General features: G+C 56.2%; 21 protein-coding genes and 1 riboswitch. Of the genes, 9 read left to right on the forward strand and 12 right to left on the reverse strand.

Annotation, left to right across the window (positions count from 1 at the left end):
* Positions 1-26: 26 nt before the first annotated feature.
* From yqiA to nudF, 4 genes are read right to left on the reverse strand one after another with little or no spacing between them, the layout of a single operon-like run.
* Complete coding sequence (yqiA, locus tag BY447_RS07720; RefSeq protein WP_013359053.1) at positions 27-608, reverse strand: esterase YqiA; 582 nt, start codon at positions 606-608, stop codon at positions 27-29.
* Between the two features lie 3 nt (positions 609-611).
* Entirely contained in the window at positions 612-1,439 is an 828-nt protein-coding gene (cpdA, locus tag BY447_RS07725; protein ID WP_013359054.1) for a 3',5'-cyclic-AMP phosphodiesterase, read from the reverse strand.
* A gap of 42 nt (positions 1,440-1,481) precedes the next feature.
* Entirely contained in the window at positions 1,482-1,907 is a 426-nt protein-coding gene (locus BY447_RS07730; protein WP_008925735.1) for a DUF1249 family protein, read from the reverse strand.
* The gene (nudF, locus tag BY447_RS07735) at positions 1,904-2,539 is read right to left on the reverse strand and encodes an ADP-ribose diphosphatase (protein ID WP_033734725.1); all 636 of its coding nucleotides are present in this window, start codon (positions 2,537-2,539) and stop codon (positions 1,904-1,906) included. The genes BY447_RS07730 and nudF overlap by 4 nt, the downstream gene beginning before the upstream one ends.
* A 213-nt stretch (positions 2,540-2,752) precedes the next feature.
* On the opposite strand from nudF, the gene tolC reads away from it, so the two are divergent.
* The 3 genes from tolC to BY447_RS07750 all read left to right on the forward strand — a co-directional run bounded on the left by tolC (position 2,753) and on the right by BY447_RS07750 (position 6,201).
* The gene (gene tolC, locus BY447_RS07740) at positions 2,753-4,219 is read left to right on the forward strand and encodes an outer membrane channel protein TolC (protein WP_110330898.1); all 1,467 of its coding nucleotides are present in this window, start codon (positions 2,753-2,755) and stop codon (positions 4,217-4,219) included.
* Positions 4,220-4,361: 142 nt separating this feature from the next.
* Positions 4,362-5,033, forward strand: a complete 672-nt coding sequence (locus tag BY447_RS07745; protein ID WP_033733914.1) for a DUF1190 family protein — start codon at positions 4,362-4,364, stop codon at positions 5,031-5,033.
* Between the two features lie 7 nt (positions 5,034-5,040).
* The gene (locus BY447_RS07750) at positions 5,041-6,201 is read left to right on the forward strand and encodes a glutathionylspermidine synthase family protein (RefSeq protein ID WP_013359058.1); all 1,161 of its coding nucleotides are present in this window, start codon (positions 5,041-5,043) and stop codon (positions 6,199-6,201) included.
* Between the two features lie 53 nt (positions 6,202-6,254).
* On the opposite strand, the gene ygiD is transcribed toward BY447_RS07750, so the two are convergent.
* Both ygiD and ribB read right to left on the reverse strand, forming a co-directional pair.
* The gene (ygiD, locus tag BY447_RS07755) at positions 6,255-7,040 is read right to left on the reverse strand and encodes a 4,5-DOPA dioxygenase extradiol (protein WP_110330899.1); all 786 of its coding nucleotides are present in this window, start codon (positions 7,038-7,040) and stop codon (positions 6,255-6,257) included.
* A 236-nt stretch (positions 7,041-7,276) separates the two neighbouring features.
* Positions 7,277-7,933 carry a 3,4-dihydroxy-2-butanone-4-phosphate synthase gene (gene ribB, locus BY447_RS07760; protein WP_033784063.1) on the reverse strand — a complete coding sequence of 219 codons (657 nt, stop codon included), beginning with the start codon at positions 7,931-7,933 and terminating at the stop codon, positions 7,277-7,279.
* 110 nt (positions 7,934-8,043) lie between these two features.
* Positions 8,044-8,201: riboswitch (FMN riboswitch) on the reverse strand.
* 171 nt (positions 8,202-8,372) lie between these two features.
* Between ribB and ubiK the strand changes: the two genes are divergently transcribed.
* A complete protein-coding gene (ubiK, locus tag BY447_RS07765) occupies positions 8,373-8,762 on the forward strand; it encodes a ubiquinone biosynthesis accessory factor UbiK (RefSeq protein WP_095706653.1) in 390 nt (129 codons plus the stop codon).
* A 38-nt stretch (positions 8,763-8,800) separates the two neighbouring features.
* On the opposite strand, the gene hldE is transcribed toward ubiK, so the two are convergent.
* The 3 genes from hldE to BY447_RS07780 all read right to left on the reverse strand — a co-directional run bounded on the left by hldE (position 8,801) and on the right by BY447_RS07780 (position 14,492).
* Positions 8,801-10,225: a bifunctional D-glycero-beta-D-manno-heptose-7-phosphate kinase/D-glycero-beta-D-manno-heptose 1-phosphate adenylyltransferase HldE gene (gene hldE, locus BY447_RS07770; protein ID WP_110330900.1), complete on the reverse strand. Its 1,425-nt coding sequence runs from the start codon at positions 10,223-10,225 to the stop codon at positions 8,801-8,803.
* 70 nt (positions 10,226-10,295) lie between these two features.
* On the reverse strand, positions 10,296-13,148 hold the full coding sequence (gene glnE / locus BY447_RS07775; protein ID WP_110330901.1) for a bifunctional [glutamate--ammonia ligase]-adenylyl-L-tyrosine phosphorylase/[glutamate--ammonia-ligase] adenylyltransferase: 2,853 nt from the start codon (positions 13,146-13,148) through the stop codon (positions 10,296-10,298).
* 33 nt (positions 13,149-13,181) lie between these two features.
* On the reverse strand, positions 13,182-14,492 hold the full coding sequence (locus BY447_RS07780) for an inorganic triphosphatase (protein ID WP_110330902.1): 1,311 nt from the start codon (positions 14,490-14,492) through the stop codon (positions 13,182-13,184).
* A 271-nt stretch (positions 14,493-14,763) separates the two neighbouring features.
* On the opposite strand from BY447_RS07780, the gene BY447_RS07785 reads away from it, so the two are divergent.
* Both BY447_RS07785 and BY447_RS07790 read left to right on the forward strand, forming a co-directional pair.
* Entirely contained in the window at positions 14,764-15,384 is a 621-nt protein-coding gene (locus BY447_RS07785) for a TIGR04211 family SH3 domain-containing protein (RefSeq protein ID WP_008925741.1), read from the forward strand.
* A gap of 158 nt (positions 15,385-15,542) precedes the next feature.
* Positions 15,543-16,775: a multifunctional CCA addition/repair protein gene (locus BY447_RS07790; RefSeq protein WP_110330903.1), complete on the forward strand. Its 1,233-nt coding sequence runs from the start codon at positions 15,543-15,545 to the stop codon at positions 16,773-16,775.
* Positions 16,776-16,790: 15 nt separating this feature from the next.
* Here the strand turns inward: BY447_RS07790 and bacA are convergent, their stop codons facing one another.
* Both bacA and folB read right to left on the reverse strand, forming a co-directional pair.
* Entirely contained in the window at positions 16,791-17,609 is an 819-nt protein-coding gene (gene bacA, locus BY447_RS07795; protein WP_107320116.1) for an undecaprenyl-diphosphate phosphatase, read from the reverse strand.
* Positions 17,610-17,800: 191 nt separating this feature from the next.
* The gene (gene folB / locus BY447_RS07800; RefSeq protein WP_013359068.1) at positions 17,801-18,160 is read right to left on the reverse strand and encodes a bifunctional dihydroneopterin aldolase/7,8-dihydroneopterin epimerase; all 360 of its coding nucleotides are present in this window, start codon (positions 18,158-18,160) and stop codon (positions 17,801-17,803) included.
* 108 nt (positions 18,161-18,268) lie between these two features.
* On the opposite strand from folB, the gene plsY reads away from it, so the two are divergent.
* Positions 18,269-18,874 carry a glycerol-3-phosphate 1-O-acyltransferase PlsY gene (gene plsY, locus BY447_RS07805; protein WP_003848436.1) on the forward strand — a complete coding sequence of 202 codons (606 nt, stop codon included), beginning with the start codon at positions 18,269-18,271 and terminating at the stop codon, positions 18,872-18,874.
* Between the two features lie 226 nt (positions 18,875-19,100).
* Here plsY and tsaD read toward each other — a convergent pair whose 3' ends face one another.
* A complete protein-coding gene (gene tsaD / locus BY447_RS07810; protein WP_110330904.1) occupies positions 19,101-20,114 on the reverse strand; it encodes a tRNA (adenosine(37)-N6)-threonylcarbamoyltransferase complex transferase subunit TsaD in 1,014 nt (337 codons plus the stop codon).
* Between the two features lie 277 nt (positions 20,115-20,391).
* Here tsaD and rpsU point away from each other — a divergent pair, with 277 nt between their 5' ends.
* Entirely contained in the window at positions 20,392-20,607 is a 216-nt protein-coding gene (gene rpsU, locus BY447_RS07815; protein WP_001144069.1) for a 30S ribosomal protein S21, read from the forward strand.
* A gap of 118 nt (positions 20,608-20,725) precedes the next feature.
* Positions 20,726-22,471 (forward strand): DNA primase, encoded by a 1,746-nt coding sequence (gene dnaG / locus BY447_RS07820; RefSeq protein ID WP_095706648.1) that lies wholly within the window; start codon positions 20,726-20,728, stop codon positions 22,469-22,471.
* Positions 22,472-22,538 lie beyond the last annotated feature (67 nt).

Below are 22,538 nucleotides of genomic sequence, written 5' to 3' on the forward strand. Positions count from 1 at the left end.
GAAATGGGGTGCGATTTCCGCATTACTCAGGGATGATTCAGACCGAGAAAGTCCAGAATCTGCGGGAAATGGCGCTCGAATCCAGTAAATGCATGATTACCGCCCTCTTCTACCGTATGACGGCACGCGCTGTAATAGTCGAGCGCCTGGCGGTAATCGAGAACTTCATCGCCGGTCTGTTGCAGCAGCCAGAGTAAATCGGGCGCTTCCAGCGGTTCAATCTGCATTACTTTGAGATCGTAAATGTGGCGTGACTCTAACACATATTGCTGGCCGGTGTAGGGATTCTGATTTTCGCCCAGGAAATCCGCCAGCAGCTCAAAAGGTCGCACCGCAGGATTAACGACCACGGCAGGCAGCATAAAGCATTGCGACAGCCAGGTGGCGTAATAACCGCCCAGCGAAGAGCCCACCAGCCCCAGCGTTTCGCCACTACGGCTCAGTACCAGATCTTCCAGCATGGCCGCGGCATCGGCCGGAAAAGTCGGCAACTGAGGCACGATCATCTCGATCCCGGGATGCTGCGTCTCTAACCATTGCCGGAACTGCGTTGCCTTCGCCGACTGCGGCGAGCTGTTAAAACCGTGCAGATAAAGCAATGCCGCCACGCGTCAGTATCCTTCTGAGTCTAAATCGGGACGAAAAGCGTCGGTGTCGAGCCGGTTGACCTCGGTCTCAAGGCCGCCATCCGGATGCAGGGTAAACCAGCGCCAGCCCGGTGCCACGGTATCAATTGTAAAGCTGGTGCAGTGCGGTTTGAACTGGACGCAGGTTGAGGGTGTGGCCAGCACGCGGCGGCCGTGCCACTCCAGATCCAGCTCCTGATGAATATGACCACAGACCAGCGTCCGGGCTAAGGGGTAGCGCTGTAACACCGCATCGAGCTGATGGGAATTACGCAGGCTGTGCTGATCGAGCCAGGTACAGCCCGAGGCCAGCGGATGGTGATGCAGCAGGACCAGCGTATGACGTTGCGGAAAGCGGGACAGTGCGTTGTCGAGCCACTCCAGCTGATAGTCGCTCAGCATCCCATGCGGGACACCGTAAACCTGGCTGTCGAGCAACACAATCTGCCACTGCTCACCCACCAGCACCTGCTTGTGGGCATTGATGTGCGCTGCCGCCAGCGTGTCGACCATCGCGGGCTGAAAGTCGTGATTACCGGGCAACCAGACACAGGGGCGCGGTAAACGTGAGATACCCTCAGCAAAATGCTGATAGGCTTCGACAGAGTGATCCTGGGCGAGATCGCCGGTGGCGATGATCAGGTCATAGTCGCGCTGTTGCGCAATAATCGCATCCAGCACCGCGTCATAACTCGACCAGGTGTTCACGCCAAGCAGCGATTCATGTTTTCCCGCGAACAGGTGAGTATCCGTGATTTGCAAAATCCTGATTTCGGAACCGTTCGCTGCAGGAAGAGTTAGCAGGCTATCCAAAGCGTTTCCTTCGTCTCCACGCCATTTACTGCATTATACGCATCAGCAGACCGGAACTGCCATTGCGCCATGCGCCAGGCAGTAGCGCAGCCAGTCTGCAAGAAACTGGTTTATCTGATGCTTTTCATCGCGCTGATGCAATTTTTTATTAGGATAATCATAGCGCGCTTTGAAGCGATAGATCTGTTGAGTTGAACACACTTCGGCGACCATCGCATCGTGATAGAGCCGGACCGACATTGAGGGCAGGCTCCAGTAACTTACGGCAGGCGCGACCTGGCGGATCTCCACCAGCGTGGTGTAGCGCGTCGACTCCTGAATCGTCAGCTGATAACGGGCGCCACTCACCTGATAAATCACCGATTCGCCCGCCTCATCGTTGCGCGGCAGCAGGCGGCGTAACTGGGCGAAGTTGGTTTCGCAGAGCCGCATCATTTCGGGAAAGTCAGGGGTATAGCGCTGTTTCATTTTTGTATCCACTCTTCGCGTAGTTTTTCATGGTGCAACGCCAGCCATTGCAGGGCGATGACAGACGCCGCATTGTCGATTATCCCCTCTTCCACCCAGCGATAAGCCTGTTCGCGGCTCACCACATGCACAAGAATATCCTCATTCTCTTCCTCCAGACCATGGCATCCCTCTGCCTGGCTGGCATCCACTTCCCCAATCAGCACCGACAGGCGTTCGCTGGTGCCACCAGGGCTGGCCAGATAGCTAAGCACAGGCTTAACCCGGCCAACGTCTAAACCTGCTTCTTCAACGGCTTCACGGCGCGCAACCTGCTCAACCGATTCGCCGGGTTCAATAATGCCGGCGACCATCTCCAGCAGCCAGGGTGAAGCACTGCTGTCATAAGCCGGGATGCGGATCTGTTCAATCAGCACCACTTCATCGCGTAAGGGATCATAAGGTAGCAGCACGGCGGCATGTCCGCGCTCAAAAACTTCACGCTGCACTTCCCCACTCATTTCGCCATTAAACTGGCGGTGGCGGAAGCGGTAACGTTCGACGGAAAAAAAACCATCATAGACGGTTTCGCGTGCAATAATTTCTACATCGTTTTTTGTGAAAGTCACAGGGGATTTTTTTTCTTCCGGCATCATCAGGTTCCTTGTGCAGATTGGAGTGGAGCGAAAAAAGCCTGTAACTGTGCTCCATGTAAGTAGTTCTTTCTGAATTATTTACGTAAATTAGGGGGAGAAGGCACGTTCAGCCAACTTATCTCACAGTTGCCCTCTGCTAGAATCGGCGATAATTTTTTGGCTTACCCGGCAGCGCACCCACTGCAATTTGCTGCAACAAAAGGAATGCAAATGAAAAAACTGCTCCCATTTTTAATTGGGCTGAGCCTGGGCGGTTTCAGCTTCGCCAGCCAGGCCGAAGACCTGCTTCAGGTTTACCAGCAAGCGCGTCTGAGCAACCCGGATCTGCGCAGCGCCGCTGCCGATCGCGATTCTGCTTTTGAGAAAATCAACGAAGCGCGCAGCCCCTTATTACCCCAGCTCGGCCTGGGTGCAGACTACACCTATAACAACGGCTATCGCGACAGCAGCGGTCTTCATTCCAACACGACCAGCGGCTCGCTGCAATTAACCCAGACTATTTTCGACATGTCGAAATGGCGCGCGCTGACCCTGCAGGAAAAAGCAGCCGGTATTCAGGATGTCACCTATCAGGTCGCACAGCAGGATCTGATACTGAACACCGCGACCGCCTACTTCAACGTGCTGAAAGCGATTGATACGCTTTCTTACACCGAAGCGCAGAAACAGTCGATCTATCGCGAGCTGGATCAGACCACGCAGCGCTTTAACGTTGGCCTGGTTGCCATCACTGACGTACAGAACGCCCGCGCGCAATATGACAGCGTACTGGCCAATGAAGTCACCGCGCGTAACAACCTTGATAATAACGTAGAAACGCTACGTCAGATCACCGGTATGGATTACATGTCGCTGGCTTCGCTGAGTATCGATCGCTTCAGAACCGATAAGCCCGAAGCGGTCAGTGCGCTGCTTAAACAGGCTGAAAGCCGTAACCTGTCGCTGCTCTCTGCACGTCTGAATCAGGATTTAGCCCGTGAGCAGATTCGCTCTGCAGAAACAGGTCATATGCCGACGCTGGATCTGACCGCCTCTACCGGCATGTCGAACAGCAAATATGGCGGCAGCCGTGCGAATCAGAGTGCCGGTTCTACTGACTCGATTACCGGTTCAAATCAGGTTGGCCTGAGCTTCTCTCTGCCACTCTATAGCGGCGGTAGCGTCACCTCTCAGGTGAAGCAGGCGCAGTACAGCTTCGTCAGCGCCAGCGAATCGCTGGAAAGCGCGCACCGCTCAGCCGTCCAGACGGTACGTTCATCGTTTAACAACGTGAATGCGTCTATCAGCAGCATCAACGCCTACAAACAGGCCGTCGTTTCTGCACAAAGCTCTCTGGATGCGTCAGAAGCAGGCTATCAGGTGGGTACGCGTACTATCGTCGATGTGCTCGATGCGACTACCGTGCTCTATAACGCGAAGCAGCAGCTTTCCGATGCGCGCTATAGCTACCTGATTAACCAGCTGAATATCAGCTATGCGCTGGGTACGCTCAATGAGCAGAGCCTGCAGAAACTGAACAGTCAGTTGGGTAAAGAGATCCCGACGTCACCGGAAACCGTGGCACCGGAAAATGCCCAGCAGACCGCACGTGTGGATAGCGGTCCGTCGGCAACCGGCTCTTCTGAGGCAGCGCGTCCTGCAGCTCGCCACAGCAGCGGTAATCCTTTCGGTAATTAATCTGCGGGCGGGCTGCTTTGCGGCCCGCCTCTCTGTTGAACGTATAACTAAGTAAAGATCCCTGTTGTATCAGGCCTCCAGCTTCAATTTTACCCCCCCATCCCCTATTCTATGCGCTACCTTTGGGCACAGGATAATCATAATGAAACGCACAAAATCTATTCGCTATGCCGCTTTTCGTAAGAGCTGGCAGGCACGCCATTTAACGCCCGTTGCTATCGCCGTTTCGGCGGTATTTATGCTGGCTGGCTGTGAACAGAACGATGAAACGGTTTCGATGTACCAGAACGCCGATGACTGTTCGAAAGCCAATCCGGGCCAGAGTGCGCAATGTACCACCGCATTCAATGAGGCTAAAAAAGAGGCGGAACGCACCGCGCCAAAATATGCCACCCGTGAAGATTGTGTCGCTGAATTTGGCGAAAACCAGTGTCAGCAGACACCGGCTCAGGCAGGTGTAGGCACCACCAATGCGGAATCACAGCAGAGCGGCGGAAGCTTCTGGATGCCACTGATGGCGGGTTACATGATGGGCCGCATGATGGGCGGTGGTTCAGGCTTTGCGCAGCAACCGCTGTTCTCGCCGAAAAATGCCCGTAGCCCGGCCAATGGTCAGTTTGTTGATGCATCGGGCCGTAACTACGGCGCAGCTACCTCCGGCAAAACCATGACCGTGCCGAAAACGGCGCTGGCACCAAAACCGGCCACCACGTCGACCATTACCCGTGGTGGCTTCGGTGAAACCGTTGCTAAGCAGAACAGCATGCAGCGCAGCAGCGCAACCGGCACCTCCAGCCGCTCAATGGGAGGCTAACGCCCCGATGGAACGCATTGCCATTTCAGAGCGCCCGGGCTGGCGCGAAAAAGCCACCGAGTTCGGCTTTCGTTTTCACACCATGCATGGCGAACCCTACTGGTGTGAAGAGGCTTATTACCAGTTTACGCTGGCGCAAATTGAGCATCTGGAAGAGGTCACCGCTGAGTTGCATCAGATGTGCCTGCAGGTGGTGGAAAAAGTGGTCAACAGCGAAGCGCTGCTGACTAAATTCCGTATCCCTAAACACACCTGGGATTTCGTGCGCGATTCATGGCATCAGCGTCAGCCATCGCTGTACTCTCGTCTGGATCTCGCCTGGGATGGCAAGGGTGATGTGAAGCTGCTGGAGAACAATGCTGATACGCCGACCTCGCTGTATGAAGCAGCGTTTTTCCAGTGGCTCTGGCTGGAAGACCAGCTTAATGCCGGTCAGCTCCCCGCCGGCAGCGATCAGTTTAATAGCCTGCAGGAAAAGCTGATTGAACGCTTTGCCGCGTTACATCAGCAGCACGGCTTTAACTGGCTGCACTTCGCCTGCTGTCGCGACACCGACGAAGATCGTGGCACCGTGCAGTATCTTCAGGATTGCGCCACCGAAGCGGGTCTGCCGAGTGAGTTTCTCTATATTGATGAGATTGGCCTGGGCGAAAAAGGTGAATTCACCGACGCTCATGATCAGGTGATTAGTAACCTGTTCAAGCTCTATCCATGGGAATTCATGCTGCGTGAAATGTTCTCCACCAAGCTGGGCGATGCGGGCGTGCGCTGGCTGGAACCGGCGTGGAAAAGCATCATTTCGAACAAAGCTCTTCTGCCGCTGCTGTGGGAGATGTTCCCGAATCACCCTAACCTGCTGCCCGCCTGGTTCGCGGAAGATGACGTGCCACACATGGAAAAATATGTGGTGAAGCCGCTGTTTTCACGTGAAGGGGCTAACATCCGCATCGTAGAGAATGGTCAGGAGATTGCCCGCGTTGATGGGCCGTACGGCGAAGAGGGAATGATCGTCCAGCAGTTCCATCCGCTGCCAAAATTTGGCGACAGTTATACGCTGATTGGTAGCTGGCTGATCGACGATCAACCGGCTGGGATCGGCCTGCGTGAAGATCGCGACCTGATCACTCAGGATCTTTCCCGTTTCTATCCGCATGCCTTTATCGGTTAACGCACCGCGATAATAACAGGCCAGCTTCTGGCCTGTTTTCTCTCAGCTTCGCCCTAACCTACCTGAACCGACAGCATGCTGATAGCACCCATCTCCATGCCATCAACCGGAATACTGATGACGTCATCCGGCTGACGTGCGCCCAGCACATAGAGCAGCGGCAGATAGTGCTCAGGCGTCGGGTTAGAGAGCGCCGCGCCAGGGTGATCCATAAAGTTGACCAGCGGATGAGAAGCCGCATTGCTCTGTACCGCCAGGTTGTCGCGGACGAACTGTTTGAAACTGCTGGCCCACGGATAGACTTCACTGTTGCCATCCCAGCGCACTTTACGCAGGTTGTGCACCACGTTGCCGCTGGCGACAATCATTACGCCCTGATCGCGCAGTGCTGCCAGTTTCTGGCCCATCTCAAAGTGCCATGCCGCAGGTTTAGTGCCATCAACGCTGAGCTGTACCACCGGAATATCGGCATCCGGGTACATCTTAATCAGGACGCCCCAGGAGCCATGGTCCAGTCCCCAATCCTGATCCAGCTTCACCTCAACGGGCGCTAACTGTTCCACCAGCTGCTGAGCCAGTTCAGGCGAACCCGGTGCCGGATAGCGCGTATCAAACAGCGCCTGTGGGAAGCCACCAAAATCATGAATGGTCTTCGGCTGTGCCATTGCCGTCACGGCGGTGCCACGCGTATACCAGTGCGCCGAAACCGCAATAATGGCGCGTGGACGTGGCAGCGTGTCGCCTGCGTGACGCCACGCGGCGGTATAGCGGTTCTCTTCAAGGGCATTCATCGGGCTGCCATGGCCTAAAAACAGGGCTGGCATGCGTAACTGGCTCATTCGTACTCTCCGGCATCCGGTGGTTTAATAGCCACTACGATACGCGCATTCGCCAGGTTATCACGCGGATAACCATGATGATGATCACCAGGAAATTTGAATGAAATCTGACGTGACAGATGGCACAGGTATTCAGCAGAGAGAAGTGTGGAAAAGCGCGAGTTCAGCCGGCGTCATGGCGGTATGAAAAAAATGAAACAGGCCCTGATCGGGGCCTGTTTATCGCAGCAGAAAGATTAGCTGGCGTGGCGCGTTTCGTGCGTACGACGCCAGGCGATCAGATCTTCAATAGTCACTACCGGCATGTTGTGCTGACGCGCAAACGTAATCGCTTCAGGCGCATGAGCCATGGTGCCGTCGTCGTTGGTCAGTTCACACAGCACACCCGCAGGCTTAAAGCCGGCCAGGGTCACTAAATCGATAGTCGCTTCAGTATGCCCGCCACGGGTTAACACGCCGCCTTCGCTGGCACGCAACGGGAAGACATGACCAGGGCGATGCAGATCGGCAGGTTTAGCATCATCGGCAATGGCCGCGCGGATGGTAGTGATGCGATCCTGCGCGGAGACGCCGGTGGTGACGCCTTCAGCCGCTTCAATGGTCACGGTGAAGCCGGTGCCAAAGGAGCTGGTGTTGTTTTCCACCATCATGGGCAGGTCAAGCTGCTGGCGACGCGCTTCGGTCAGGCAGAGGCAGACGATGCCGCTGCCGTGACGAATAGTCAGCGCCATCTGTTCAACAGTCATGGTTTCTGCGGCGAAGATCATATCGCCTTCGTTTTCACGATTTTCATCGTCGAGTACCATCACACCGCGTCCCTCACGCAGGGCGGCGATAGCACGTTCTACACGCTGTTCAGGCGTGCCAAATTCAGAAAGTAGCGTCTGATTCATGGTAATAAAAACCTTAAAATGTATGGGTTACCAGAATCAGGGCGTGCTTAGGAGTGACGTCAAAAAGACGTGGCAATAACGTGATGCAGACACAATTGTCCGACAGATGTCGTTACCCTCTCCCATCCGGACTGTAACCGTCGGCCCCGGAATTACACCGGATCTGCTGACCTTTACCTCTCTTTTCATCAAGATAAAGCGCTCGCGGGCTTTCAGCCGAAGCTGATTTACCGCCGGTGGGGAATTGCGCCCCGCCCTGAGAATAAGCCTTTCAACTATAACGCCGATCGTTTGAGGCGGCAATCATCAATAGCGCAATTGCTTTTGCATTTCCTGCGTTACCGATTTGAGGTTTATCCTTTTCATTTCTGGCATTACACTTAACACTTATTACGTTGGTAAACACGCTGACACAGCTCCCCGTAACCAGGAAATCATCATGATCGACACGAAAAAAATTGAACAACTTGCCCGTCAGGTTCACGAAGCGATGCCTAAAGGTGTTCGTGAGTTTGGTGATGATGTCGAAAAGAAAATTCGTCAGGTTCTTCAGGCGCAGCTGACCCGGATGGATCTGGTCAACCGTGAAGAGTTTGATGTGCAGACGCAGGTATTACTGCGTACGCGGGAGAAACTGGCGGCGCTGGAGCAGCGTCTGGCCCAGCTGGAAAGTCAGGGTTCATCAGCGGGTACGCCTCCGACGGCAACCGCACCGGCAACACCTGTTGCAGCGGCTACACCATCTGCTTCAGTAGCCACCTCACCCGCCGTTTCACCGCCACCGGTTGCCGATGTCGTGAAACCTGTTCCGGACAACAAGTCAGAATAAGCGTTAAGCGGGAGCCAGGCTCCCGCTTACCCTCTGCGTTAGCTGCCGCGAATGGTTTTGATGATGTTGGTAGTGGAGATACCATCTTCGAAGTTCAGCACCTGCACGTCGCCGCCATTTGCCCAAACTTCTTTACTGCCCGCGATATCTTCCGGCTTGTAATCACCGCCTTTGACCAGCAGGTCAGGCAGAATGCCTGCGATCAGCCGCTGCGGCGTATCCTCTTCAAAGACAACCACCCAGTCGACCGCTTCCAGCGCACCCAGCACGATCATCCGGTTTTCCTGCGGATTGACCGGACGGCTTTCACCTTTCAGACGCTTAGTAGACGCATCGCTGTTCACCGCAACGATCAGTCGATCGCCGAGCTTGCGGGCGTTGGCCAGATAAGAGACATGTCCCGCATGCAGAATGTCGAACACGCCATTAGTCATCACCACTTTTTCGCCACGACGGCGGGCCATCTCAACGGCGGCTTTTAACTGCGCTTCCGTCATGATACCAAAACCCTGTTCCGGGCGGGCATGAATCGCATTTTCCAGCTCAACCGTACTGACGGTCGAGGTACCGAGTTTACCCACCACCACGCCCGCCGCCGCGTTGGCCAGGAAGCAGGCTTCTTCCAGCGAGTCGCCCGCTGCCAGCGCTGCCGCCAGCACGCCAATCACCGTATCGCCGGCACCGGTCACGTCGTAGACTTCCTGCGCCTGAGTCGGCAGATGCAGAGGCGCTTTGCCCGGCTGCAGCAGCGTCATACCGTTTTCAGAACGGGTCACCAGCAGCGCGGAGAGATCAAAATCAGCGATCAGCTGCGTGCCACGCGCCACGATCTCCTCTTCATTTTTGCATTTGCCGACCACGGCTTCAAATTCGGAGAGGTTCGGCGTCAGCAGCGTCGCACCACGGTAGCGCGCAAAATCAGTGCCTTTTGGGTCGATTAATACCGGCACACCTGCTTCGCGCGCAAGGGTAATCATGGTCTGCACGCTGGAGAGCGCGCCCTTGGCATAATCGGACAGCACCAGCGCACCCGCTGCGGCCAGTGACTCACGCATCTTCTGGTGAATCGGCTCCGGATCGACCTGTTCAAAGCCCTCTTCGAAATCGAGGCGGATCAGCTGCTGATTGCGGGAAAGCACGCGCAGTTTGGTAATGGTCGGATGGCTTTTGACCGCCACGAAGTCACAATGAACGTTGACGTCTTTCAGCGTGTTGCTCAACACGCGTGCCGCATCATCTTCACCGGTCAGGCCAATTAGCCGGGACGCGGCACCGAGTGCTGCAATGTTCATCGCTACGTTTGCCGCGCCGCCAGGGCGCTCTTCAACCGTGTCCACTTTCACCACCGGAACCGGTGCTTCAGGGGAGATACGGCTGGTTGGGCCATACCAGTAACGATCCAACATTACATCGCCAACAACCAGCACTGAGGCTTGGCCGAACGCGGGCAGAGTCACTTTCATTCCAGACACTCCAGACTGCATTAAAAATAGTGCGCGGATGATAGCACAGTTGCGATTTGTGCTATCAGCATCACGCCAGGATAGACGCAGGCGTTATCAGCCAGCGCTGCCAGCTGTTCAGAACCGTCTGCCGTTCCGCTGCGTAAGCCTCTGGCTCAACGTGGCCCGGCAGCTCCTGCAGGGCGCGATGGTGCAGGGCGTCGCGCAGCGTGACATAAGCCTGCGTCAGCGCCTGCGCTTCATCGGCGGGCATTTTATGGTATTTCGCCATCAGCTCAAAAATGCGCACATTGTCAGACCAGCGCGTCAGTTCAGGCTGCTCAGCGGCGTAGCGTAAGACAAGATATTGGGCGATGAATTCAATATCAGTGATGCCTCCCGCATCGGCTTTGATATCCCAGCGACCTTTATGTTTGTTGCTGAGGTGAGCGCGCATCTTTTCACGCATCTCACGCACTTCGGTTTGCAGCGCGTCTGCAGGACGTGGCAGCGACAGAATCGTCTGACGAATCGCGTTGAAACGATCACCCAGCGCTGCTTCGCCAAACACCACGCGCGCCCGGACCAGCGCCTGATGTTCCCATGTCCAGGCTTCACTGCGCTGATACTCTTCAAATGCCTCAAAGGTACTGACCAGCATCCCCGCCGCGCCAGAAGGACGCAGACGCGCGTCCACTTCGTAGAGAATGCCGGAGGCAGTGCGGGTACTAAAGAGATGCATAATGCGCTGAGCGAGCCGCAGATAGAACTGACGACCATCGATGCTGCGATCCCCTTCGGTCACCGCGTCTGCCGGACAATCATGCAGGAAGACTAAATCGAGATCGGAACTGTACCCCAGTTCCCAGCCACCCAGCTTGCCGTAGCCCAGCACCGCAAAACCGCGTTCATGTTCATTGCTCAGGTGGGAAGGACGACCGTAGCGCTGCACCATCATGTTCCACGCCTGACGCACCACAGAGTCGATGATTGCTTCCGCCAGCCAGGTGAGATGATCGCTGACTTTCATCACCGGCAGCGTGCCCGCGATGTCAGCAGCAGCGATACGCAGATGCTGCGCCTGCTTAAACTGCCGCACCGCTTCCAGCTGCTGCTCTTCATCTTCAGTGGGGATGCGCAGCAGATACTGCCGCAGCTCGTCACGATAGGCGTCGGTGGCAGTCGGCTGATAGAGCGTGGCAGGATCGAGCAGTTCATCCAGCAACAGGGGGTGACGCGCCAGCTGGCTGGCTACCATCGGTGAGGCCGCACACAGGCGAATCAGGTGACGCAGGGCACCGTGATATTCGGTCAGCAGCTCCAGATAGGTGCTGCGGGTCAGCACGCCGAGCAGCAGTGGCGTCAGACGGCTCAGCGTGACCGCCGCGTCTTCACGCGGGCAGACCTCGCTCAGCAGGCGCGGCATCAGCTGATCCAGCGCCTGACGGCCACGCGGGCCGATGGTGCGCCGGCTGATGTCCTGACGAAACGCCTCCAGCGTCTGATGCAGCGTAAGCCGCTGATCGTCGCTGAGCTGCGGCACCAGCGGAGCCAGTTCACTATCTTCCAGCTGGTCCTGCCACAGCACCTGAAACTCCGCCAGCTCACGCTGATCGCCAATCTCAGGCGTATCTTCCCCAATCAGCTCATCAAAGATTGTCCGTACCGCTGCCATCTGAGCATCAAGTTGGATCATCAGCGCAGACCAGTCAGCACAATCCATCGCCCACGCCAGCCGGGCGCGATGCAGCTCATCCTCGGGCAGCGTCTGGGTCTGCTCGTCGCCCAGGCTTTGCAGCAGATTCTCCAGCCGCCGCAGGAACAGATAGGCGTCACGCAGCGCATCCACCTGCTCAGCAGGCAGCAGGGCCAGCGTTTTGATCGCCTCAAGCGTCGGCAGCAGCGAACGCAACTGAAGCGAGCGTTCACGTCCGCCGCGAATCAGCTGGAACACCTGCACGATAAACTCGGTTTCACGGATGCCGCCCGCGCCCAGTTTGATATTGTTTTTCAGCCCGCGTCGCCGGACTTCACGGCTGATCATCCCTTTCATGTTACGCAGCGACTGGATCACGCTGAAGTCGATGTAACGCCGATATACGAACGGCCGCAGCATCTGCTGCAGCTCCAGGCTCCAGCGGTCGTGGTCATCGCCCATCAGGCGGGCCTTGACCATGGCGTAACGCTCCCAGTCACGTCCCTGCTCCTGGTAGTAATCTTCCAGTGCGGCAAAGCTCATGACCAGCGGACCGCTGTCGCCAAACGGCCGCAGCCGCATATCCACACGATAGACAAAGCCATCCATGGTGGGTTGATCCAGGACTTTGATCAGCCGCTGGCCCATGCGGGTAAAGAACTGAGCATTATCGAGCTCACGCCGTCCGCCGCGCGTGGTGCCGTTTTCTGGCCAGGCGAAAATAAGGTCAATGTCAGAGGAGAAGTTCAGTTCACCGCCACCCAGCTTGCCCATGCCCAGAATCAGCAGCGGCTGCGCGTCGCCGTCGGCATTACAGGGCGTACCAAAATCACGGCAGCAATCCTGATATACCCAGTCACGCGCCGTGCTGATCAGCACCTCAGCTAAGAAACTAAGCTGTTGCAGACTCTGTTCAGTCGTGGCGTGTTGCAGAGCCTGCATCCAGGCGATACGCACCAGCATACGGCGGCGAAACAGCCGCAGTTCGCGCATCAGGCTCGCTTCACTGTCAATGCCGCTGAGTACCTCATTTAGCCATACAGCGTAGTGCTGCCACTCATCAGGCTGCGGCGGCTGGTCGAGCATCGTCTGCCACCAGTCGGGATGTTGTTGCAGGTTTTCCAGCACGAAATCGCTGAAAGCCAGCCCGGCGGCCTGCTCCGGGCTAAGCGAAGTCAGCGGAACCCCAAGCTGTCGGGCGGCCTGGTCGGCCTGGTCGCGTAGCAACGCGGGAAGTGCTGCCAACATAACGCCCTCCTTGATGGCGGTACGAATTACCCGTTAGCGGCCAGCGCCGCTGGTGAGCCAGAATGGCTGCTGTTTCAGAGCCTGCGACGTCAGCCAGGCTAATCCGGATGACTGCTTTTCATGAATCGCCGACAGCAGTTGCTGCCAGGGTTCGAGCCAGGCCATCACCGTTTCCACGGGATAGGAACCCGCCAGCAGGTGCACCGTCAGCAGCTGACGCGCCAGACGGGTAGCTTTGTCCTGATACTCATTGGGCTGTTTGACCGTGATGAATGTCTCTCTCAGATCGGCATTGACGCGGCTCAGCATGATGTCGCTGAAACGCTTAAACGAACCCTGCAGCTTGGCTTCTCCTTTGGCATCGATCCACTGACGCCACTGAGACTCCGCCAGCCAGTGGGTCAGCGCCAGCTGCGTTTCAATCGAGAGGGAAGATAAGCAGAACGCCGCCGCCTCCTGCTCTTCGTTTACCAGCGTCTCTTCCAGCGTGGTCAGCTGCTGACGCAGAGCACTGCTGGCTTTGCGTGGCACCAGCGCACCAAACAGGCTGAACGCCTGACGCAGCAGATCCAGCGCTTCGCGCACCGTATCCTGCGCCGCCGCGTTGCCGCGCAGCCAGACTTCTTCATGATATTGCCAGTGACGCAGCCCCGCCGCCATTGCAGCGACCATGCCCTGCTCAACGGTCGCTTTAGCGCCTGCTTTCAGCAGCGGGAAAGCCTCAATCTGGCGCGGCGGATTACCCTGCGCCAGCTGATAACCGCGGGCGGCTTTGCTCAGGCTGCCCATACGCAGACCGCCCAGCGCCACCAGTTGCTGCGCAAAGGCCAGCAGATCCTGGCGTTCGCCACTTTTCAGCTCCAGTTCGATCTCGCACAGCGGTTCGCTAAGCTCACCCGCCGTGACCGCGCCCTGATCAAACGCGACTTCAATTTCACTGTTGCCTGTGGTGATCAGCCAGATTTCGCGCTGGAAATGGGTGGTGAATAGCGGCTGTAACCGCTGTTGCAACGCCGCGACATCGGTGCCCTTAGGCCAGATCTCTGCGGGCAGGCGCGCAATATCCAGCACCGGCTCGCTGAGCTCAACGTTATATTCCGGACGCTGATGCAGGCCGCCGAGCGTCTGCCCCGCCGCTTTTAGCGTCATTTCATAGCGCTGATCGACGCCACGGATACGTAATCCCATATCCCAGCGTCGAAGCTGGTTGTCGTCAGTTTCGAAGTAGATGTTGGTCAGCTCGCGAGCAGCCTGATGCTGATGCGGCAGAGTGGAGAGCAGTTCAGCCAGTTTCCCGGCTGCCTGTGGAGTTGCAATGAACTTTAGTTCGATTTCGATGGTCATAATTTTTTATTCACTACGCCGCTGGCACTTAAGAGGGTTTTTCCTGCATATTTCAGGCGATTATCAGCAGGTTACTTACGCTGCCGCCTGGAGGGCAAGGGGTTATCAGGCGAAGATTAATGCACAGAAGCCGCGCTGTCTCTGCTTTCTTTGCTCTTTCGCAGACCTTTTCGCACTCTCATGAGACCAGGATAGTTCTCATTCAGATTTATGCGAGGCCTCTCCAGACTGTGCCGGTAAATTTTAGTCAGACTAAGCCAAACGAAATCGAATGAAAAAAATCACACTCGCTGGACTCACTTTGCTGGCCCTCAGCACCCTTGCACCTGCCCATGCCGATGAAAAACGCTATGTTTCTGATGAACTCTCAACCTGGGTCCGCAGCGGGCCGGGCGATCAGTTCCGCCTGCTCGGTAAGCTGAACGCCGGGGAAGAGGTGCAGCTGCTACAGACTAACAATGACACCCATTATGGTCAGATCCGTGATTCGGAAGGCCGCACCACCTGGATCCCCCTGTCGCAGCTCAGCGCCAATCCGAGCCTGCGCACCCGGGTGCCGCAGCTTGAGCAGCAGGTGAAAGATCTGACGGCCAAGCTGGATAACATCGACAACAGCTGGAACCAGCGTACTGCTGAGATGCAGAACAAAGTCGCCAGCAGCGACGGCGTGATCAACGGGCTGAAAGGCGAGAATCAGAAGCTGAAAAATGAGCTGATCGTCGCCCAGAAGAAAGTCAGCGCCGCTAACGTTCAGCTGGATGACAAGCAGCGCACCATCATCATGCAGTGGTTTATGTATGGCGGCGGCGTGCTGGGCGTTGGCCTGCTGCTGGGACTCTTACTGCCGCACATGCTGCCGCGCCGTAAGAAAAGCGATCGCTGGATGAACTGACCCCCTTCTGTCGGGTTTGAGCAGGGGATCGCAGGATCTCCCTTTTGGCATGTCTGCAATCCGGGGAATCTGTGCAACAATAAAATGAGATGCACCGCTGATTTCAGGCGCGGGATACGCCCGGCGTGCAGGTCATTTCTTTTTCTCTGGAGTTTTGCGTGAAGACGTTTCTTGTTGGCGGAGCGGTGCGTGATGCGCTGCTGAATCTGCCGGTTACAGACAAAGATTGGGTGGTAACAGGCTCCACGCCCGAAGCCATGCTTGAGCAGGGTTATCAACAGGTCGGTCGCGATTTTCCCGTTTTCCTGCATCCCGTCAGTCGCGAAGAGTATGCGCTGGCCCGGACCGAGCGGAAAAACGGGAAAGGCTACACCGGCTTTGTCACCTGGTCTGCGCCCGACGTGACGCTGGAGCAGGACTTACAGCGCCGCGATCTGACCATCAATGCTATTGCGCAGGATGAAAACGGCGAGCTGGTTGATCCCTACAACGGCCAGCGTGATATTGCCCAGCGCCTGCTGCGTCACGTCTCAGAAGCCTTCAGTGAAGACCCGCTGCGGGTATTGCGCGTCGCGCGCTTTGCTGCGCGTTTTGCCCATCTCAACTTTCGTATTGCCCCCGAAACCCAGCAGCTGATGCAGCAGATGGCCGAAAGCGGTGAGCTGTCGAATCTTACTGCCGAACGGGTGTGGAAAGAGACGGAAAAAGCGCTGAGTTCACGCAATCCGCAGGTCTATTTTCAGGTTCTGCGCGACTGCGGTGCGCTGCAGGTGCTGTTTCCTGAGCTGGATAATCTGTTTGGTATTCCTGCACCGATTAAGTGGCACCCTGAGATCGACACCGGTGTGCATACGCTGATGACGCTGGCGATAGCGGCCGCGCTCTCCAGCGAGATCGATGTGCGCTTCGCCACACTGTTTCATGACGTCGGTAAAGCGCTGACACCCCCTGCGCTGTGGCCGAGCCACCACGGTCATGGACTGGCAGGCGTTCCGCTGGTCGAGGCGCTGTGCCAGCGGCTGCGGGTGCCCAACGCAATTCGCGATCTGGCGCTGATCGTGACCGAGTTTCACGACATTGTGCACACCATTGAGCGGCAATCTGCGGCGTCACTGGTAGCGCTGTTCGACCGCATCGATGCCTGGCGTAAGCCGCAGCGCGTTGAGCAGATGGCGCTGACCAGCGAAGCAGATGCGCGCGGACGTGCCGGGCTGGAGAGTATGCCTTATCCGCAGGGCGACTATCTGCGTCGTGCTTTTGCGCTGGCGCAGGCGGTGCCGACAAAAGCGGTTGTCGAAGCGGGATTCAAAGGGATGGAAGTGCGGGAAGAGATGACGCGACGACGCACTGCCGCCGTCGCGCAGGGTCTGGCGATCGGGCAGCCTGACTAGCAGGCTGCCACGGGTTTACATGAATATCATGTAAACCGCTGCCGCCACGATAAAGCGGTAAATGGCGAACGAGACAAACGAGATGCGTTTGATCAGCTCAAGGAAGGCTTTAATCGCAATCAGCGCCACGATAAACGCCGTTACGAAGCCCACACCAAACATCGGAAAGTCTGCCATGGTCAGGAAGCCGATGCTCTTATACATGTCCAGTACGGTCGCACCCATCATCATTGGCACTGCCAGGATGAAGGAGAACTCTGACGCGGCATAGCGGCTCACACCCATCAGCATCCCGCCAGAGATGGTTGCACCGGAACGTGAGAAGCCCGGCCACAGCGCTAAGCACTGGAAACAGCCAATCATGAAGGCCTGACGATAGGTAATATCATCGACGCCGACGGCTTTCGGCTGTTTTGGCTTGAGATACTCTGCGGCCAGCAGCAGCACACCCCCCACGACCAGCGCGTACATCACGTTGATCGGATTGAACAGCGTTTTGATCTGATCGTGCAGCACCAGACCCACGACCACAGCCGGAACCATACCCAGCAGGATATGGATCAGCGACAGACGTCCGGTGCCAGTGCCTTCATGTTTGACTTCGCCAAAGTGAATGCCGATCAGGCCAAACAGACGGCGCCAGAACATCACTACTACAGCCAGAATCGATCCTAACTGGATCACAACTTCAAAGGTCTCGGCTTTTTCACCTTCAAAGCCCAGCAGGTGACCCACTATAATCATGTGCCCTGTGGAAGAGACCGGTAAAAATTCGGTCAGCCCTTCCACAACGCCCAGGATTGCAGCTACCCAAAGCTGATGAATATCTGCCATCAAATGTTCCCTCTATCCGTTTCAAAACCATTAAAAAGGCGGTAGCGTGTTGCTATCGCCTGAAATCATGCCGCAATTAGCCTGAATCAAACCTTAAGGTCCGCTCCGTTTCGCCTGCTGTAACGAAACGGTCCACGCTATGACAGACAGTAATTTGGTTTGGTTTCATTGTGATGGCAATCACATCGTATTTATTTAGGAATAGTCCCGCGCTCAATTCGCACCCCAACCTGCGCCGCCTGGGCTACAGCGCCCGGTTTGCTTACCTTTATACGCACGCCAGGCGAATTGAAACGGTTCATCAACAGATCCGCGATTTCTTCAGCTACCCGCTCAACCAGGGCAAAACGCCCCCCGTTCAGATGGGTCAGAATCGCCGAGGAGACATCGGCATAGCTGAGACAATCTTTCACATCGTCGCTGCTGGCCGCCAGACGATTATCCCAGGCCATTTCGACATCGAGCACCAGCTTCTGCTGTATACCCTGTTCCCAGTCGTAAACGCCAATGGTGGTGAACACCGTGAGTTGTTCTATAAATACGATATCCATGATGAGGGTCTCTGTTTTTGGCTAAGCCGGATACCACTTCCGGCGGATTATGCGTATTATCCACGGTTGATGAGATCAAAACGACCCTAAAGGGAACGGTACGGTGTTATGAGTGCTTTCGCGCTTGGTATGATTATTTTCGCGTATCTTTGCGGTTCGATTTCCAGTGCGATTCTGGTTTGCAAACTCGCTGGCCTGCCCGATCCCCGCACACACGGTTCCGGTAATCCGGGTGCCACCAACGTACTGCGTCTGGGCGGTAAAGCCGCAGCAGCAACCGTATTAGTGTTTGATGTGCTGAAGGGGATGGTGCCGGTCTGGCTGGCTTATCTGATGCACGTGACGCCGCTCTATCTTGGCCTGACCGCCATTGCCGCCTGTCTCGGACATATCTATCCGGTGTTCTTTCACTTCCGCGGAGGCAAAGGTGTGGCAACGGCATTTGGCGCGATTGCGCCGATTGGCTGGGACTTAACCGGGCTGGTCACCGGCACCTGGCTGCTCACAGTTTTACTCAGTGGCTATTCCTCGCTGGGGGCGATTGTCAGTGCACTGATCGCGCCATTCTATGTCTGGTGGTTCAAACCGCAGTTCACCTTTCCGGTGTCCATGCTCTCCTGTCTGATCCTGCTGCGTCATCACGATAATATTCAGCGGCTGTGGCGCGGTCAGGAAGGCAAAATCTGGAAGCGCAAAAAGAAATCTCAGCCATAAAAAAAGCCGGCAATAAGGTGTCCAAAAAATGTGGCTGTGCGACCGGCACTGCTCAGGAAACAGGGTCAGATCGGAAAGACGCAAAAGCCGTCATCCCTGACCGCTCGGCCCGCGCCATCCATGGCGCGTGACGCTTTCCTCTTCTGACCCAGTTCCCTGCGTGTTGAGCTTATCCGTTGCGGCCAGATGCACTCTCATTCAGGCTGTTGAGTCTGCTTTTTTTACGTCAGATGGCAGGCAACTCCGCCAGCGGCCAGCGCGGTCGCACACTGACACTTAACTCGCCCCGCGTTCCGCCTTTTAACCGCACCATGCCCGCATACGCGATCATCGCACCGTTGTCGGTACAGAACTCCGGGCGGGCGTAAAACACTTCGCCGCCGCGCTTTTGCATCATGACCGCCATCTGCTCGCGCAGTGTGCGGTTAGCGCTGACGCCCCCGGCAATGACCAGACGCTTAAAGCCGGTCTGATCCAGCGCGCGCTTACATTTTATCGACAGCGTATCCACCACCGCATCTTCAAAGGCGCGGGCGATGTCAGCACGGGTCTGCGCATCATCAGGATTGCCGCGAATCGTATTCGCGGCAAAGGTTTTCAGGCCGGAGAAGCTGAAGTCCAGGCCCGGACGATCGGTCATCGGCCGCGGGAAGGTGAAACGCCCTGCCGTACCCTGCTGCGCCATCTTCGACAGCATCGGCCCGCCCGGATAATCCAGACCCAGCAGCTTCGCCGTCTTATCAAAGGCTTCGCCCGCTGCATCATCGATCGATTCACCCAGCAATTCATATTCACCGACGCCAGTGACACTAATCAGCTGGGTATGTCCGCCGGAGACCAGCAGTGCGACAAACGGAAATTCCGGTGGATTCTCTTCCAGCATCGGTGCCAGCAGGTGGCCTTCCATATGATGAACCGGCACGGCAGGCACTTTCCACGCAAACGCCAGCGCGCGGCCAATGGTGGCGCCGACCAGCAGCGCACCCACCAGTCCGGGACCGGCTGTGTAAGCCACGGCATCAATCTGTTGCGGTTCAAGCCCCGCCTCTTTCAGCGCCGCCTGAATCAGCGGCACGGTTTTACGCACGTGATCGCGTGAGGCCAGTTCCGGCACCACACCGCCATAATCGGCGTGCAGTTTTACCTGGCTGTAGAGCTGGTTAGCCAGTAATCCAGCCTCGTCATCATAGATTGCGATGCCAGTTTCATCGCACGACGTTTCAATACCCAGAATTCGCATTGCATCACCTCATTCTTGCGGCGCGCAGTTTATCACAGCAATGCGATGTGCAGCGCGAGCATCCCGCGTAAAAAGTCATTTTCTGTCGGCTAAAGAGTGCGCTATACTCCCGCCCCTGGAAAAACCGGCAGCCGCACAGGCAAACGCTCCTGTTGGTTTCAAATTATCCATGGTGCTTTACAAACCAACATGAGTTGGAGTAAAATGCTGCACCATTTTGAAATGTGCTGGCGCCGCAGTCAGCAGCAAAACCGAATTTTATCGAGGTGAGAGTTACATGCCGGTAATTAAAGTACGTGAAAACGAGCCATTTGACGTAGCACTGCGTCGCTTCAAGCGTTCATGCGAGAAAGCAGGCGTTCTGGCTGAAGTTCGTCGTCGTGAGTTCTATGAAAAACCGACTACCGAACGTAAGCGCGCTAAAGCGTCAGCAGTTAAGCGTCACGCCAAGAAACTGGCTCGCGAAAACGCACGCCGCACTCGTCTGTACTAAGTCGTTCCGGAGGTCCGCCTCCACCGCGTGATTCACGCAGACAGAGTCAAGTAAAAGGCCGTGCTTTCCGAAAGGAAGCGCGGCTTGTTGCCGTTTATGAGCTGAAAATCTGGGGCGTATGGCTGGACGAATTCCACGCGTATTTATCAATGATTTACTTGCCCGCACGGATATCGTGGATCTTATCGATGCCCGCGTTAAGCTGAAAAAGCAGGGTAAGAATTTCCATGCGTGCTGTCCTTTCCATAATGAAAAAACGCCCTCTTTCACCGTAAACGGCGAAAAGCAGTTCTATCACTGTTTCGGCTGTGGTGCACACGGCAACGCTATCGACTTTTTAATGAACTTTGATCGTCTGGAGTTTGTTGAAAGTATTGAAGAGTTGGCCACTTCTCACGGTTTAGACGTGCCTTACGAAGCAGGCAGCGGGCCCAGCCAGATGGAACGCCATCAGCGCCAGAGCCTGTATCAGCTGATGGAGAACCTGAACGGTTTTTATCAGCAGGGTCTGCAGCAATCCAGTGCGCAGCCAGCACGCGACTATCTTGATCGTCGTGGTCTGAGCGCCGACATCATCAATCATTTCGCCATAGGTTACGCGCCAGCCGGCTGGGATAATGTTCTCAAGCGTTTTGGTAAGCAATCGGAAGACCGCGAATCGTTGATGGAAGCGGGCATGCTGGTCAGCAATGACAAAGGCCGTACCTATGACCGGTTTCGCGACCGCGTCATGTTTCCGATCCGCGATAAACGCGGACGCGTCATCGGTTTTGGTGGTCGCGTACTGGGTAACGATACACCGAAGTATCTGAACTCACCGGAAACTCCTATTTTCCATAAAGGCCGCCAGCTTTATGGCCTGTATGAAGCAGTTAAGAACCATCCTGAACCCGCCCGCCTGTTAGTGGTCGAGGGATACATGGACGTGGTTGCGCTGGCGCAGTACGGCATCGATTATGCCGTTGCGTCATTAGGCACCTCCACCACGGCTGAACACATTCAGTTGCTGTTTCGCAGTACCGACACCGTGATCTGCTGTTACGACGGCGACAGGGCGGGTCGTGAAGCGGCATGGCGTGCGCTTGAGACCGCATTGCCTTACATGAATGATGGTCGTCAGCTACGCTTTATGTTTTTACCCGATGGTGAAGACCCGGATACGCTGGTACGTAAAGAGGGTAAAGCCGCCTTCGAAGCGAGGATGGAGCAGGCGATGCCGCTCTCTTCGTTTTTGTTTGATAGCCTGCTGCCGCAGGTTGATCTGAGCTCACGCGACGGAAAAGCGCGTCTGAGCACGCTGGCTTTACCGCTGATTACGCAGATCCCCGGTGAAACCTTACGTATTTATATGCGTCAGGAGCTGGGGAACAAGCTGGGTATTCTTGACGACAATCAGCTTGAAAAGCTGATGCCAAAGCTGGCCGCAAGCGGAACGGCGCCGGTTGCGCCACCGCTGAAACGGACCACCATGCGTGTGCTGGTAGCATTGCTGATTCAGAACCCGCAGCTGGCGACCCTGGTGCCTTCGCTTGATGGGCTGTCTGAGTCAAAAATGCCGGGTTTACCGCTATTTATTGAGTTAGTGGGTCGTTGTACTGAGAATCCTGGATTGACCACCGGACAGCTACTAGAGTTATATCGCGGAACAAATTTTAGTCAGACGCTTGAAACGCTGGCGATCTGGAACCACATGATAGTAGATGAAGAAGCCGAAGCGGTGTTTCAGGACTCGCTGGCCAGCATCTACGATTCTGCTCTTGAAGAGCGCCTGGAATTTTTGATTGCGCGTGAGCGCACCCAGGGACTGAGCGCCGATGAGCGCCGTGAACTCTGGACACTCAGTCAGGCGTTTGCCAGGAAATAATTTTGCACGCTGCCCGTTCTGACGAAGGGCGGCGTGGCTGTTTTAAAGCCGGGAGCGTTAAGCCAGT

Origin of the sequence: Pantoea sp. JKS000250 (genome assembly GCF_003201065.1) — a bacterium.
Lineage (GTDB): Bacteria > Pseudomonadota > Gammaproteobacteria > Enterobacterales > Enterobacteriaceae > Pantoea > Pantoea vagans.

Excerpts from the sequence above, each read along its gene's own strand:
- BY447_RS07730 (WP_008925735.1), bottom strand. The coding sequence starts at position 1,907 with ATGAAACAGCGCTATACCCCTGACTTTCCCGAAATGATGCGGCTCTGC.
- nudF (WP_033734725.1), bottom strand. The coding sequence starts at position 2,539 with ATGCCGGAAGAAAAAAAATCCCCTGTGACTTTCACAAAAAACGATGTA.
- tolC (WP_110330898.1), top strand. The coding sequence starts at position 2,753 with ATGAAAAAACTGCTCCCATTTTTAATTGGGCTGAGCCTGGGCGGTTTC.
- BY447_RS07745 (WP_033733914.1), top strand. The coding sequence starts at position 4,362 with ATGAAACGCACAAAATCTATTCGCTATGCCGCTTTTCGTAAGAGCTGG.
- BY447_RS07750 (WP_013359058.1), top strand. The coding sequence starts at position 5,041 with ATGGAACGCATTGCCATTTCAGAGCGCCCGGGCTGGCGCGAAAAAGCC.
- ygiD (WP_110330899.1), bottom strand. The coding sequence starts at position 7,040 with ATGAGCCAGTTACGCATGCCAGCCCTGTTTTTAGGCCATGGCAGCCCG.
- ribB (WP_033784063.1), bottom strand. The coding sequence starts at position 7,933 with ATGAATCAGACGCTACTTTCTGAATTTGGCACGCCTGAACAGCGTGTA.
- ubiK (WP_095706653.1), top strand. The coding sequence starts at position 8,373 with ATGATCGACACGAAAAAAATTGAACAACTTGCCCGTCAGGTTCACGAA.
- hldE (WP_110330900.1), bottom strand. The coding sequence starts at position 10,225 with ATGAAAGTGACTCTGCCCGCGTTCGGCCAAGCCTCAGTGCTGGTTGTT.
- glnE (WP_110330901.1), bottom strand. The coding sequence starts at position 13,148 with ATGTTGGCAGCACTTCCCGCGTTGCTACGCGACCAGGCCGACCAGGCC.
- BY447_RS07780 (WP_110330902.1), bottom strand. The coding sequence starts at position 14,492 with ATGACCATCGAAATCGAACTAAAGTTCATTGCAACTCCACAGGCAGCC.
- BY447_RS07785 (WP_008925741.1), top strand. The coding sequence starts at position 14,764 with ATGAAAAAAATCACACTCGCTGGACTCACTTTGCTGGCCCTCAGCACC.
- bacA (WP_107320116.1), bottom strand. The coding sequence starts at position 17,609 with ATGGCAGATATTCATCAGCTTTGGGTAGCTGCAATCCTGGGCGTTGTG.
- folB (WP_013359068.1), bottom strand. The coding sequence starts at position 18,160 with ATGGATATCGTATTTATAGAACAACTCACGGTGTTCACCACCATTGGC.
- plsY (WP_003848436.1), top strand. The coding sequence starts at position 18,269 with ATGAGTGCTTTCGCGCTTGGTATGATTATTTTCGCGTATCTTTGCGGT.
- tsaD (WP_110330904.1), bottom strand. The coding sequence starts at position 20,114 with ATGCGAATTCTGGGTATTGAAACGTCGTGCGATGAAACTGGCATCGCA.
- rpsU (WP_001144069.1), top strand. The coding sequence starts at position 20,392 with ATGCCGGTAATTAAAGTACGTGAAAACGAGCCATTTGACGTAGCACTG.
- dnaG (WP_095706648.1), top strand. The coding sequence starts at position 20,726 with ATGGCTGGACGAATTCCACGCGTATTTATCAATGATTTACTTGCCCGC.